14 protein-coding genes are annotated in these 14467 nt (G+C 45.3%); 1 reads left to right on the forward strand and 13 read right to left on the reverse strand.

All coding sequences use genetic code 11. The features are described from left to right. Nucleotides 1-3 precede the first annotated feature (3 nt). From minC to NYE72_RS24465, 8 genes are all read right to left on the reverse strand, one after another. Nucleotides 4-663, reverse strand: coding sequence for a septum site-determining protein MinC (minC, locus tag NYE72_RS24430; RefSeq protein WP_036685154.1), 660 nt, complete (start codon nt 661-663; stop codon nt 4-6). Between the two features lie 79 nt (nt 664-742). Next, on the reverse strand, nt 743-1273 hold the full coding sequence (mreD, locus tag NYE72_RS24435) for a rod shape-determining protein MreD (protein ID WP_080742577.1): 531 nt from the start codon (nt 1271-1273) through the stop codon (nt 743-745). Beyond that, the gene (gene mreC / locus NYE72_RS24440) at nt 1273-2151 is read right to left on the reverse strand and encodes a rod shape-determining protein MreC (protein WP_036685152.1); all 879 of its coding nucleotides are present in this window, start codon (nt 2149-2151) and stop codon (nt 1273-1275) included. Before mreC ends, mreD begins: the two co-directional genes overlap by 1 nt. A 62-nt stretch (nt 2152-2213) precedes the next feature. Then, on the reverse strand, nt 2214-3248 hold the full coding sequence (locus tag NYE72_RS24445; protein WP_036685150.1) for a rod shape-determining protein: 1035 nt from the start codon (nt 3246-3248) through the stop codon (nt 2214-2216). Between the two features lie 38 nt (nt 3249-3286). Then, nucleotides 3287-3976: a DNA repair protein RadC gene (gene radC / locus NYE72_RS24450; RefSeq protein WP_036685147.1), complete on the reverse strand. Its 690-nt coding sequence runs from the start codon at nt 3974-3976 to the stop codon at nt 3287-3289. Nucleotides 3977-4001: 25 nt separating this feature from the next. Then, on the reverse strand, nt 4002-4598 hold the full coding sequence (locus NYE72_RS24455) for a Maf family protein (RefSeq protein WP_036685146.1): 597 nt from the start codon (nt 4596-4598) through the stop codon (nt 4002-4004). Between the two features lie 34 nt (nt 4599-4632). Beyond that, nucleotides 4633-4878 (reverse strand): DUF4321 domain-containing protein, encoded by a 246-nt coding sequence (locus NYE72_RS24460; protein ID WP_036685144.1) that lies wholly within the window; start codon nt 4876-4878, stop codon nt 4633-4635. 199 nt (nt 4879-5077) lie between these two features. Beyond that, nucleotides 5078-6316 (reverse strand): SPOR domain-containing protein, encoded by a 1239-nt coding sequence (locus NYE72_RS24465; RefSeq protein ID WP_076142053.1) that lies wholly within the window; start codon nt 6314-6316, stop codon nt 5078-5080. 216 nt (nt 6317-6532) lie between these two features. Here NYE72_RS24465 and NYE72_RS24470 point away from each other — a divergent pair, with 216 nt between their 5' ends. Continuing rightward, a complete protein-coding gene (locus NYE72_RS24470) occupies nt 6533-7519 on the forward strand; it encodes a diaminopimelate dehydrogenase (RefSeq protein ID WP_038573038.1) in 987 nt (328 codons plus the stop codon). Nucleotides 7520-7611: 92 nt separating this feature from the next. Here the strand turns inward: NYE72_RS24470 and NYE72_RS24475 are convergent, their stop codons facing one another. The 5 genes from NYE72_RS24475 to NYE72_RS24495 all read right to left on the reverse strand — a co-directional run bounded on the left by NYE72_RS24475 (nt 7612) and on the right by NYE72_RS24495 (nt 14462). Continuing rightward, complete coding sequence (locus NYE72_RS24475) at nt 7612-8799, reverse strand: glycosyltransferase (protein WP_036685141.1); 1188 nt, start codon at nt 8797-8799, stop codon at nt 7612-7614. A 337-nt stretch (nt 8800-9136) separates the two neighbouring features. Continuing rightward, nucleotides 9137-10294 (reverse strand): GGDEF domain-containing protein, encoded by a 1158-nt coding sequence (locus NYE72_RS24480; protein WP_036685140.1) that lies wholly within the window; start codon nt 10292-10294, stop codon nt 9137-9139. Nucleotides 10295-10327: 33 nt separating this feature from the next. Continuing rightward, nucleotides 10328-11494 (reverse strand): GGDEF domain-containing protein, encoded by a 1167-nt coding sequence (locus NYE72_RS24485; protein WP_036685138.1) that lies wholly within the window; start codon nt 11492-11494, stop codon nt 10328-10330. Nucleotides 11495-11702: 208 nt separating this feature from the next. Then, nucleotides 11703-13079 (reverse strand): UDP-N-acetylmuramate--L-alanine ligase, encoded by a 1377-nt coding sequence (gene murC / locus NYE72_RS24490; protein ID WP_036685137.1) that lies wholly within the window; start codon nt 13077-13079, stop codon nt 11703-11705. A gap of 6 nt (nt 13080-13085) precedes the next feature. After that, nucleotides 13086-14462 (reverse strand): folylpolyglutamate synthase/dihydrofolate synthase family protein, encoded by a 1377-nt coding sequence (locus NYE72_RS24495; protein WP_339210611.1) that lies wholly within the window; start codon nt 14460-14462, stop codon nt 13086-13088. Nucleotides 14463-14467: the final 5 nt, after the last annotated feature.

Genomic DNA, 14467 nt, shown 5'->3' on the forward strand with positions numbered 1-14467 from the left:
AGGCTACACCCCTTTAAACACATTTAAATCCTGACGTAATTTGACCAAATTATGAATCTTATCGATCTGCATAGCTCCGTTTGTTAAATATGCAAATTCCATACTGCTTTCACGGGTTTCCCATTCATCGGGCGGACGACTAATAATATCGGCAATTCGCAACTGCGTTGGAGACATTAAAGAAGCAGCTATAATTGCTTCCTCATTCCCGTCTACTCCAGCATGCGCCATCCCTCTTAGCGAACCTAGTATATAAATATCGCCTGAACAGGTTATGGTCCCCCCCGGGTTCACATCCCCCAGATATAGAAGATTTCCGTTATGGTGCAGCACCTGACCGGAACGTAGAATTCCACTCATCAAAAACAATGCGTCATTATCCTCACTGCCGGGCGCTGGAAGCGCCTCTATAGATCGAATCAACAGATTTCCCTGTCCCTTAAGAATCTCCAGCACAGCTTCCTTGTCTTCCTCAGTTACGGTACGATTGCCCAGCTTTATGTCCACATGTACAATCGGTCCAGTTAAAATATTTTGATGGCTGTGCTCCAGCTTATAGCGAAGCTCGCTCAGAAGATCTTCAAAGGGACATTTGTCGTCTAGCAGGAATATCAGGCCATCCTTGATGCCCTTAATCCTTACATGCTTGGATTTTACTGTCATATGCCTGGCCCCCTATCCTCATTCATTCGTGCCGGGCCCCTTAAATTCCTGCTTTGTATAGAAAGAAAATAGAAGCTATTTAAGCCGCTTCTTCTTTATTCGTTTCTTTCTTGATTAGCTCAAGCTGGCGCCGAACCGGTATGTAGAAGAGTAGCCCGATGGCAAAATGGAAAAGCATCGTCGGCAGCATGTGATTCAAAATCGCCCAGCTATAAGGTTCTTGATTAAGATTAAATACACTATAGATACCAAATAGTATACTATCCTCAAGTAGACTTCCAAGCAGAACCACAGTCATCATAAGGGGTAGCGGAGCACGTGGAATCTGAAATAAAAGGCCGATTAAATAAGCCGACAATCCCATCGCAAAAGAGTGTGCTCCAAGAATTCTGCCGTAAAAAACGACATCATGCAGCATTCCAAAACACAATCCCAATATAAGTGCTGTATGCCGATGATGATATATAGTCACGAACAATAACACTACAAAAACCAGATTCGGAATGATTCGCATCTGCCAAACATCTGGAATCAGCCAAGGTAAAATGGTCCCCTCCACAATAAATAAGAGGAACAGTAACAGAACAAGAACTGATCTGCGCATATTCACTATTCAGCACGCTCCTCCGTAAACACAACAATCAACTGCTTCCAGTCCTGAAATTCTGCTGAAGGCTTAATCACTGCTGTGGAGGTTAATCCAAATTCACCAACATCGACGCTTTCAACTGTGCCTATTGTCAATCCCCTTGGATACAATCCTCCAATACCGGAAGACAGAATAGTATCCTTCGCTGCAATAGGATCACCCGGAGGAATCTTAGTCATCAGCAGTCTGTTCGTCTCTGGATTATAACTCTCAATCATCCCAAAGGATTTACCCTCTTTATTTAAGGCAGTTGCCGCAATAGGCGGCTGGGAATTAGGATCATTGGTGTCCATCATTGTCATCAGCTTCACCGTGGAGGTGAAATTGCTCACCTTACTGATAACACCAACTAGACCATCCACTGAAATCACGGACATATTAGGTCTAACCCCATCTTTGGAGCCCAAATCGATAACAATCGTACTATTGCTTGGCTCTGTTGTCTGGCTAATTACCTGTGCAATACGATATTCATATTTATACAAATTTTTCTGTTCTTCAGTGAAATTCCAATTTCTCTCCAACTCGTCATTCCGCGCCTTGACGAAATTATACTGGGCTTTATCACGTGCATACTGGGCAGCCATAATTTTAAGCTGTTCATTTTCTTTAGCAAGATCACTCAGATTTCCAATATCTTCAAACAAGCCCGCTACATATCCAGCGGGCTTGTAGAACATTTTTTGCACGAAACCAGTCGAATCTCTGAGAAAGTTCTCCGGCCAGGACAAGCCTTTCCTTGTTGCCAAGCTGAAGCCCATTACCACAATGAACAGCACCAGTGTAATCAACAGAATAAACAGACGTTTATTGCTTAAGAGTTTAAACAGTTTCAACACCCTCTAACAACAGTATTTCTCCCATAACAGGGGTTGACTTACACAAGTGGTAGAACATCATCTTATCTCTTCGAACGAAGACTGGATCCGCTGCGGCTCTTGAACAAATGAATGTTCTCAAGTGCCTTACCGGTTCCAATAGCTACACAGTCCAGTGGATTCTCAGCAACAATAACCGGCATTCCCGTCTCACGTGCAAGCAGCTTATCCAAGTTGCGAAGCAAAGCTCCCCCACCTGTCAAAACAATTCCACGATCCATAATATCTGCTGCAAGCTCTGGCGGACATTTTTCCAATGTTACTTTAACCGCTTCAATAATAGCATTCACTGTGTCAGACAAAGCTTCACAGATTTCATCAGAAGTAATTGTAAGTGTTTTTGGCAGACCTGTTACGAGATCACGGCCGCGAATTTCCATGGTTTCAGCCTTTTCAAGAGGAAGGGCAGAGCCAACATCCATTTTGAGCTGCTCCGAAGTACGTTCACCGATCATCAGATTGTATTGACGTTTGATGTATTGAATGATGGACTCATCCGCTTCATCACCTGCAACACGCACTGAACGGCTAGTAACAATACCGCCGAGCGAGATTACGGCAACTTCAGTTGTACCTCCACCGATATCTACAACCATACTACCTGTAGGCTCCCATACTGGCAGATCCGCACCGATAGCAGCAGCAAAAGGCTCTTCGATAATGTAAGCTTCTCGAGCGCCAGCTTGTTTGGTAGCATCTTCTACCGCACGTTGCTCTACAGCAGTAATACCAGATGGCACGCAGACCATTACATTAGGGTGACGCTGGAACATAGAACGCTGTTTCTGTGCTTGACGAATAAAATATTTAATCATCGTAGCCGTTGTATCAAAATCAGCGATAACGCCATCTTTCATCGGGCGGATCGCACGGATATTTCCAGGAGTACGACCGATCATTTTTTTGGCGGATTCACCCACGGCTTCAATCGTCTTAGTATCAGTGTTAATGGCTACAACGGAAGGCTCTCTTACAACAACGCCCTTACCGCGTACGTAGACAAGCGTATTCGCTGTCCCCAAGTCAATTCCTAAATCTTTTGTGAAACCACCCAACATGCTAATTTCTCCTTTTCCTAAGTAAATCTACATTTATATTACATATGTCCTTTTTCTTTCAAGCTTACGAAACTGCTATCTCCGATAATTAGATGGTCCAGCACATCTATTCCGATAATCTCACCTGCCTGAAGCAATCTAGCGGTTAGGGAAATATCTTCTGGACTAGGTGTTGGATCACCACTAGGATGATTGTGCGCGCATATAATAGAGGCGCTACTGCATTTTATAGCTGCTCTGAATACCTCACGAGGATGAACGATCGAAGCATTCAGGCTGCCCATGGACAATGTTTCTTGTCCAATCACATGATTCTTCGTGTTCAGAAACAGACAGACAAAATGCTCCTTTTGCAAATAACGCAATTGCTCAGTCAGAATCTCTGCAGCGTCCCCAGGACAGCGGATAATGACCGGCATATTGAACCTGGAATTCGCAAGGCGCCTTCCCAGTTCGATGCCTGCTTTTAGTTGTACGGCCTTGGCAGGACCGATACCGTTGATTTTGGTCAGTTCTTCGATGCTAAGGTCAACTAGCCCACGCAGGCCACCGATCTTCCCCAGCATCTGCTGTGCAATATGAATAGCCGACTCGCGGCGTGTTCCCGTACGCAGCAGAATGGCTAACAACTCCGCTTGACTTAATGATTCCGCCCCATAATGCATCATGCGCTCTCTAGGTCGTTCTTCATGGGGGAGGTCCCGCAGCATAATTGGTTGCGACTCCATCCCTATCCCTCTTTCCCCAGGCTTCCTACCGGCTCAATACAGTTATACCGAACTCGGATAGCATTTCGCCAAGAAGCGACAAAGGCAATCCGACTACATTGAAATAACAGCCTTCAATTCGTTCCACCAAAATGGACCCAAGCCCTTGTATCGCATATGAGCCAGCCTTATCAGCAGGCTCTCCCGTAGCAATATAAGCAGCAATTTCCTCTTCAGTCATTGCCCTCATCGTTACGGAAGTAACACGGTGCTCCACTATAGTCTTCCCATTCGGGAGTCCGAGGCAGGCTACACCCGTGTATACCTTATGAGTTCGGCCCTGAAGTCTGGTAAGCATCGCTTTGCTGTCCAGCTTGTCCACCGGTTTGCCTAGCACAGTATTATCTAATACAACAATTGTGTCGCTTCCTATAATGACTGCGTTACGCTCTCCGGCCGCAGCTACTACGGCTTCTGCTTTTCGCAAAGCTAGACTGCGCACGATTCTCTCCGGCGTCCAATCCGGCGGTGTGCTCTCATCAGCTTCGCTGGTAATGACCTCAAAGGGCAAACCCAGTAAGGATAACAGCTCACGTCGACGCGGTGAACCTGAGGCTAGAATAATGAGTGGTGAGTTGTCCACGTTGTAAACGTCCCTTCTTGCTCAGTAACGAGAGTTACAGTCTGCGGTACAGCCATACAGCTGTAATAATACCGGCGAGACTAAGCATGCACAATTTCAAATGAATAGTGATGTCATAGGTTATGATGTCTAAATCGGCTCGCGGAGACCATTTGAGCACAGTCGATGTTGTTAGAAAAGACAGAGCCTTTACGGGCTGCAGCAGCTTGGCGATCCAGGCTCCAGCCAGCCAGCCTAGAATTAGAAATAACAGCAGTGTTCCTACATTTTTCTTCTTCATCTCAGTCTTCCCTCGCCATTTTTTGACACCCTAATTATTATACGGTGAAACGGTGATCAATACAAACGTAAAATCCCCTACGGTAATGTTTACCACCTTTTGCCCTAAAAGTTGCGGAACGATACCCCTCTCCGAAAAAAACAACAAGCCCCCAATTCCCCGGAGACTTGCTGTTATTTTGAATCCGCAATCCAAGCATTCAATTCATAGCAGACAGCAGCTGTTTTTGACTGGTCAAGAAGCTCAGCATGGATTCCTGCACTTCCCAAAGCAGGGCTTGCGCCTTGTTCTTGTTATATTCACTCAGTGCTGAAATTCCTTGGCTCATAGATTTCTCTAGCGCTGCGCAAATGCTTTTGGCTTCAGGCGTTATGCCTTGCTCCAGAGCTTTAACAGCTTCACTCCATTGGAGATGAAGATCACTCACAGCTGAGGTATTAGCTGCCGCATCCGTTTGTCCGCCACTGAGTAAAGAAGCGGATTGACTGCTTAGTTCACTGAGCAGCTGTCCACTCACCGCAAAATAACTATTCACAGCCTCCGCATTTCCGGCAAATCCTAATCGTTCCACTCCGGGAAGCTCCACCTCTCTTACATAAAGCTCAATCCCTTGATTCTTCAGACCACTGCTGAGCAGCTTAGCTTGTTCACGGTCAGAGGACATTCCGGCATATACACGATTTCCGTCAGCAGGGTCCAAGCCCGCAGCCAAGCCAGCGTCCAACAGCTCTTGTCTAGCTTGTTCCGCGCCTGCCGGCGTACTGAATACGCCATACTGCAGCAGGTAGTAGCTTTGCGCAGCCACTTGAACAGGAATACTGTTTTTGCCGGCATCATCTGTGCCCGTAACCGGCAATCCCGAGGTTCCTACACCTGCTGGATCATTAGCTCCGGAAGTCTGCCCTGAAGTAGCCAACGTATCTGTTATCCCGGTTCCTGAACTACTGTCCATGTTTCCTCCATAAAAAAAGGAAAGTGCCGCATATCCTAATAGTAGACCCGTGCCGATCGCCCCCACCACAGACAGGGATAATTTCCACCAATACGATGGGCGACGAGTATGGTATGAGCCCCCATAACCTCCCGTGTAAACCTCTGCTGATTTATCTCTGTCATCCAGTACCAAATCTGAAAGCAGATACGATTGCTGCGTATTTCTGAAATCTCTATCCTGTTCGTCCCATTCTTGCTGGCGTGGATCTACAGTTCCTGAGTAGTAGTCGTAAGCATCCTCCGGTGGTGCCTCACGCGTAGAGCGTAAATTAGGTTCATGCACCCAAGTATGCTGCTGTGCTGGACCGACCTCCTTGCGCAACTCCTCTGCATATTCTTCAGCTGTGCCCAGTCCGCCACTGGACCAGCGCTCCACTACCTGCGGTTTTGGCTTAGGCTCGTCCTTATTCACGTCAAATCGGAATGTCATTCTTCCGTTATTCAACAGTAACACCTCACCTCATCTAATCTATATGGAAATATATGATAGACAATAGAGAGATATGCTATTTTTATAGCCAAATGAATAATGAAAGTTATACGGATTCAGTTTACATTACATGTAACTTTTATATACTATATAAAAAGAGCTAAAAGTGTGCACTATACTAGTTAAGCTAGAAATAGGATTTTAGTTCATTACAGTTTAGGAGGGCTTTTTCTGAAACAAAAAATTCAAGCAGCAATTGTGGGCTACGGTAATTTAGGAAAAGGTGTACGTAAGGCTATTAACCAAAGTGAAGATATCGAGCTGGTTGCGATCTTTACGCGCAGAGAGCCTGGACAACTGGAAGCCGGTGAAACCGGTGTGAAATTCGAGCATATCTCTGCCGTCGAACAATATAAGGGAAAAGTGGATGTTATGATTCTGTGCGGAGGATCGGCTACCGACCTGCCAGAACAGACACCAGCTATTGCCCGGATGTTTAATACCGTGGACAGCTTTGACACTCATGCCAAAATCCCTGAGTTCTTTGCGACCGTTGATGCCGCAGCTAAACAAGGCGGAACACTCAGCGTAATTTCTACGGGCTGGGATCCAGGCCTGTTCTCCATGAACCGTCTGCTAGCTGAAGCTATTCTTCCACAAGGTAAAGAATATACTTTCTGGGGTAAAGGCGTCAGCCAAGGTCACTCCGATGCCATTCGCAGAGTAGAAGGCGTTAAAGGTGGCGTACAATATACGGTTCCAGTACAAGAGGTTATCGAGGCTATCCGTGCGGGTGAAACACCAGAACTTACTACTCGTGAAAAACATCTTAGAGAGTGTTTTGTAGTAGCTGAGGCAGGTGCAGATCAAGAGCGCATTCGCGAAGAAATCGTGAATATGCCGAACTATTTTGCAGATTATGATACTACGGTTACTTTCATCACTGAAGAAGAACTAGCAGCTCAGCATAGCGGTATTCCGCACGGCGGGTTTGTTATTCGCAGTGGTGTAACAGGAGAAGGCACGAAACAAATCGTTGAATTCGGCCTGAAGCTGGAGAGCAATCCTGAATTTACAGCTAGTGTGCTTGTGGCTTATGCCAGAGCTGCTCAGCGTATGAGTCAAGAAGGTCAAAGCGGAGCGCGTACTGTTTTCGATATTCCACTTGGGATGTTGTCTCCGAAATCACCAGAAGAACTGCGCCGCAACTTGCTCTAAAATCCTGTCAACAAATAACCCGCGTAGGACTTTTAATGGTCCTCGCGGGTTATTTGTTGTCCAGAGCAGCAAGCATCTTGTCAGACAACCTTCTATACAAGACTAAGAATCTTACTCTTAACATGATTCATTTCATAATTCTTTAATAAAGTCTCATGCGCACGATCCGCAATAATAGCGCCAAGCTCAGGATTTTTCAGTAAATTCAATACACTTCCAACAACCTCAACCGAGGTATTAGCCAGCAAAATATTTCGGTTATGCTCACAATTCAGCTTCTCACACATGATAGAGCTAGTAACCACCGGCGTTTTAAGCGCCCAGGATTCCAGTATATTTCTAGAAACTTCGCAGCCTTCAAGGATAGGCACCAGAACAGCTTTAGACCGTCGTATGTATTCAGTAGAGGAATTTACGGGTCCAGTGACTATGACCGATTCATCTTCCTTAATCAAAGTCATGACCTCCGGGTGAACCTCTGAGCTGATAATATAACTTTTGATATCTGGCACTTGCTCCTTAATCATGGGATAGGTTTTTTTAAAGAATACTCGGGCTGCATCTATTCCCAGTCTCATATTCATATTCCAGTGCAGCACAATTGAATTTTCTTTAGTCACAGGCTCTGCAAAAGTCTCATACTCATTCATCTTGATGAAATGGGGGACAACATGAACCTTACGGGCATCTGCAAATGATAGAGATTTGAACGCTAGTGCATCCCATTCCGAGGTTGCTAAAAGCAGACCCGTTTTATTCATTAATCGCCGTTTATTCCTACGATCCCATGCAGCATTGAGTTTATTATATGGATTCTTCCTGCTTAACTTCCCTGTCTCTCCGGAAGATCCTCCGCTTCCGTTTGCAAAACTATAGGTATCTGTGATCACACTGGCTTCTGGAAGCAAGTTCCTCACCATATCAATACATTTTCCCAATAGGACATGCGATATAAATACATGCTTATAATTATTGGAACGGCAAAGCTCCAAAATAGTGTTTTTCATATCTTTATCTATATGACTTAAATTTGAGAAATTCCGCAGTTTATGTAAGGGGCGCAACATTGGCCTCCAGGTCGTATAATCTTCGTTAATGTTATGAACCGTAAGTGCCGTCCGCTCATTTATAGACACGGTTTGGTTGGCACTTCCGTACGTCAGCAAATCTATATCAAATTTCCCAAGCAAAATCTCGAGAATACTCCCTGTTCTCATTTCTCCTTCTAGATCCTCTGCGCTTTGATTCTGGGCTGATAGGAACAGCATTCTTTCTCGCATGACTCTGGCTCCTTGTATTTTGTAATAAAAACCCCCATCTACCAACTGAAACTTTAGATGCAGTTCAATAGTAACTCATTTCACTTAAAAGTTTTGTCGATTTATAGGGGAAGTCTAAATTTTTTTAAGTTTTTTTCTGGTTCCTCAGAATTCTATTACAATTTCCCCTTATAAACCGCCGCTTTTTCTAAAAAACAGACTAACCCCCCTTTTTTCACGACATACATAATCATGAATTGCTCTATTAATAGAAGTTGTAAACGTTAGGTATTATGTACTAATCCTCTTTGCATACAAAAAAAGCGTCTCCCTCGTATAATGTCGAAAGGAAGACACTTTAGTTGTCGTAGCTTCTAACTACACAGTTCCGGCCCTTTTTCTTAGCCTGATACAATGCAATGTCACTAAGTTTGTAAAGAGTGCTCAATGAGTATCGTTCACCTGAATCCACCGTGATGACTCCAATACTTATTGTGTAAGGCAGAGGTACACCATGAATGATCGCCCCTGTAACCGCTGTGCGCATCCGCTCTGCAATCATATCACTGTTTTGTTCATCGGCTCTATGCAGCAGCACAGTGAACTCCTCACCGCCGAATCTTCCGAACAGATCGCCATTGCCAAGCTGCTGTTTTATTTTATGAGCCAGATCCTTCAGAACGTGGTCGCCGGTATTGTGGCCGTAGGTATCGTTTATACGTTTAAAGTGATCAACATCCAGCAGTAAAAAAGAATATGGCAGCTTCTTCATCGCTGAGGCAGCTATTAAAGGTCGGACACGCTGAACAAAGGATCTGCGATTCAAAATACCTGTCAGCACATCATAAGTGGCCACCCGCTCCAATTCTGTAAAGGAATCCTCTCTATATAGCAGCATGATTCCCGCAGTTCCTAAAAACATAAGCAAATAAATCCCCAGATAAAAAAATATCTGCAGCCAGTGAGAGGTCAGTGCATTCAGTCCTAACATCGAATAAAACGGTTCAAGTCCCTTGCCAACCAGCGTTAAAATCACAACACCGTACAACAATCCCATGGTTTGCTGGAGAGAGGTCTCTCTAATCTTCACAGCTAATATGTAAGCAGGTAAAGCTATGATCATAATCCCAAATAGACAAGTTGCAGCCATAACGAACCGCTCATCTGGCATAATTAAATGCAGTAGGACTACAACGACAATGGACACTCCGAACAGGATCGTATAATATCGTTCAACCCAACTCCCAAAAACCCTGAGAAGCATCAGAAGCGCTAAGCTTTCCAGCGTACCTCCAGCTAAAGCAAGCAGCATACTGATTGGAATGGGAAGTCGCGAGTCTGTGAAATCGTTCAGCAAAAGGAGAATTAAAGCTGCCAGCTGCAAATATTTTGCCGTGACAAACAAGGTAGAAGTCCGTTCCTGCGCGTAACGCAAACGATAGACAACAATAAGCAATACCGTGAATGATTGCCACATAAAGAGGCAGACCAGCAGTGTCTTGAGATCCAGATGCATGTTAGTGAATTTCACCCCCTGTATTCTCTAAGCTCAATAAATATAATTGTATCTGACCACTCGGTTTCTTCCTTCTTGTTTGGCTTGGTATAACGCTTTATCGCTCAGCTTGTACAGCTTATTTATCCAGATCTCCTGATCCGGCATGATCGTAATTACACCTATACTAACTGTATATCCTTGTGAGAGTTTTTGTGTGGACGTCTTCATTACTGCCTCTCGTAACGCTTCAGCTTTCCGGTCACAGCTAGCTTCATCAAGCCCGCAAAGTATAACTGCAAATTCCTCGCCGCCAAGCCTGCCGAATAAATCGCTGTTTTCGAGGTTGTCCTTAATCGTCAATGCGAATTCTTCCAGAACAACATCACCGGTATCATGGCCGTATGTATCATTGATTTCTTTGAAATGATCCAAATCCAGCAGCATAAACGAAAAGTACTCCTGCTCAGCAACTGCCTTCTCAAGCCGTACCTCAGCTTCCTGAAGAAATGCTCCACGGTTAAGGATTCCAGTCAGATCATCGTAGCTAGCAATTCGTTTCAGTTTTACAAAGGAATGCTCGTTAGAAAGTAGAATAAAGCCTGCGGCTCCCACAATCAATAATAAATACATCCCCAGGTAATATAAATACTGCGAAAGATTAGTTGTGAACACGTTCATCTCTGGCTCCCAGATCAGTGCAACAATCGCGCGGAGCAGCATAATCCCTGCAAAAGCGTAAAATAATATTCCGAGTATCTTCTGAAGAGGGGTGCCTTTGGGGTTCACCGTGAGGTGGTAAGCTGGATAGACAATAAAAAGTATCGACCATAGTGAGGTGCAGGCTATGCGCCAGCTGGAATGATGAAAGAAGACGGCAACAATACTAAAAGTAATCGAACTAAGTATGGAAAGCGTTATGTAATACAACTTTATCCGCTGCCCAAGGATGCCCATCATCAGCAGTAAAGCAATAATCTCCAGACAGCAGCCTAGAAGAATCAAAGCGTTGCTAAGTGGAATGGATAAAGCGCGGGGAATATGGCCCCATAATAATAATGAACACCAGAAGAGCAGCTGCACCGCCTTAGAGCGTATGAATAAGGTGGATGCCCTGTCTTTAGGAGCGCTCCTCCGGTAATTGGTTATCAGCACCAATATAAATAGGTTTCCAAAAATAAATAAATACACTAACGTTTTGATATCAAGCTGGGAGTCCATGAGTCACCACCTACACGGAAAAATTGATCCTCTACTGACAGCACTATAGCACTCAATGGCCGGTTCAGCAAATACCCTATTTATTTCATTTTTTAGAATGTACATACACCGCTTAAGTATACAAAAAAGCACTTCCCCCTGCACGGAGCTCGGGGGAAGTGCTATGGTCAAGAGAATATGAATATTCTCGTGTAGGCCTGTGTTTGTATTAACGCTTCTTCAAGCCGTCCGCCAATGCGTATCCAACCTTCCAGATATCGCCTGCGCCCATCGTAATCACCAGGTCACCTGGGGCAATACGAGGTTTCAGATCAGCAAGCACATCTTCTTTGGTTGGCAGATGTCTTGCGCCAGCGTTACTGTTCTGCACAATAAGCTCAACCAGCTTCGCAGATGTAACCCCCTCAATCTGCTTCTCACCTGCCGGAGAGTAGATGTCGGTAATAATCACTTCATCTGCTTCGCTAAAGGCGCGGCTGAAGGCATCTAGCAGGAAGAACGTACGTGTATACCGCTGAGGCTGGAATACGGCAATAATCCGTTTCCCCGTTGCCTTAGCAGCACTGATTGTCGCCTGAATTTCAGTTGGGTGATGCGCATAATCATCGATGACCAGAATGTCATCGACTTCTCCGAGCACTTGAAAACGGCGCTTCGCACCATGGAATTTCACGATCGCTTCAGCGATTTTTTCAAAAGAGATTCCTGATTTCAAACAAGCGATAACCGCAGCCATTGAGTTATACAGATTGTACTGACCTGGCACGGACAGTTCAATTTGTCCCAATACTACGCCATTATGGTTCATCGTATACGAAACCTGACGGTCGCCAAGAACGATGTCTGTTGCAATATAATCTGCTGTCTTCGACTTGATGCCGTAAGTAATCACCTTACCTGACACTTCAGGCAATAAAGAAATCACGTTCTCGTCATCTGCACACACAATCGCAGTGCCGTCTTCACGTGTCTGGTTCATAAACTGTACGTAAGCAGCCTTGAGACGGTTAAAATCTCCGCCGTAATTCTCCAAGTGATCTGCTTCCACATTCGTGACAATTCCAAGCCAAGGATGATAGTGCAAGAAAGAGCCATCGCTCTCATCCGCTTCCGCCACTACATAATCGCCTTGTCCTGCCTTTGCATTCGTACCGACATTCATAATCTCTCCGCCGATAATATACGTAGGATCAACTTCACACTCTTCCATTACAAGCGCGATCATGGAGGAGGTAGTTGTTTTACCATGCGCTCCGGCAACGGCTACCCCTTTACGTTCGTTCAATAAACGAGCCAGCATTTGTGAGCGGTGCAGAATTGGAATCTTAAGACGCTCTGCTTCCACCCATTCCACATTATCGCTGGACAAAGCCGTAGAGTACACGACCAGATCCGCACCTTTTACTTGTTCTGCTGTATGCCCAATATAAATCTTGGCACCTTTAGCAATCAATTTATCCGTCAATTCTTGGGCAGCCACATCGGAGCCCGTAACCGTATATCCCATTTCTAGCATTACTCGGGCAATCGCGCTCATACCGTAGCCGCCGATCCCTATAAAATGCACACGTTCAGTAGTATCCAACAGTCGTCACCAGCCTTTTTCAGTATCGGGTTGCTGCAAAAGTGTACCGCGCACGTCAGAAATCAAATACAGCGTACCAGATACGACGGCAAGGTCATCCTCCGCTGTAATCGACTTCAGTTGTTGCAGCGCTTTTCCCCAATTATGTTCTACTATGATTACCAAGTTTTCCTTGGCATATTTATCCCGCAGACTTTCTGCGATAACCTGCAGATGCTCCGCGTCCATTTTGTTCTGGAAATCCGGTTCGGTCAGGATGAGCGTATCCACTATAGGCAGTATATGCTTAAAGTAGGATTCATGATGCTTATTTGCCATCATTCCCATAAGTAAATTTAATTTACCGTATTTATAGAGCTGTGGCAGGCTTTTGGCAAGGCTCTCCGCGCCTTCCGGATTATGTGCTCCATCCAGTACGATCCTCGGAGATTTACTTACCTCTTCCAGCCTTCCAGCCCAAAATGCATGACGCAATCCTTCCAGAACATCTTCATCCTCTAACATGAACGCCATATACTGGCGCAAAACTTCAAGAACCATCATGGCTCCCGCCGCATTGCTAATCTGGTGTTCGCCTTTCATCACAATCCCAAGTTCAAGCGCACGGAAGGGACCCTTAAAGTTAAAGGTCTGCACATCCCCATGAATTCCAGTAGCTTCATAGCTAAAATCTTCTCCGGTAAGATAAAGAGTAGAGCGGCAAGCCGCCGCTTTCTCCTTGAGTACAGCCACGACTTCCGGTTGATTTACGCAGCTAACAACGGGTACACCGGGTTTGATAATTCCGGCCTTCTCCATTGCAATCTTCTCAAGCGTATCTCCCAAAATATCCATATGGTCATGGCCGACATTTGTAATCACCGACACGATCGGAGTAACGATGTTCGTTACATCCAGCCTTCCCCCAAGCCCAGTCTCCCATACGACAACATCCGGACAAGAAACACCCGCAAAAAATAGAATAGCCACAGCTGTAGTTACCTCAAACATCGTTGGTGAGCCAAACTCCGTTTCTGCAACTTCATGCACCAAAGGGCGCAGGATATTCACCAGCTCGACAAGAGTTTCTTCAGAAATATCCGTATTATTATATTGGAACCTGTTCGTGAACTTCGTAATATACGGAGACGTGAAGGTACCCACGGAATAGCCGCTTTGCAAAAGTGTGCTTGTCAAAAAGGCACAGGTAGAGCCTTTGCCGTTCGTACCCGCCACATGAATAAATTTCAGCCGACGGTGCGGGTTTCCCAGCTTGTCCATCAACATCTCAATTCTGTCTAAACCTGGCCGGATTCCAAACGGAATTAGGCCCTTGATCCAGTTAACCGCTTCGGTATATGTCGCAAGAGGGGCGGTGCTCCCGCCCCGATTTAGGTCATCCATGTCTC

This window comes from Paenibacillus sp. FSL L8-0333 (assembly GCF_037965665.1).
GTDB classification, from domain to species: Bacteria; Bacillota; Bacilli; order Paenibacillales; family Paenibacillaceae; genus Paenibacillus_AQ; species Paenibacillus_AQ odorifer.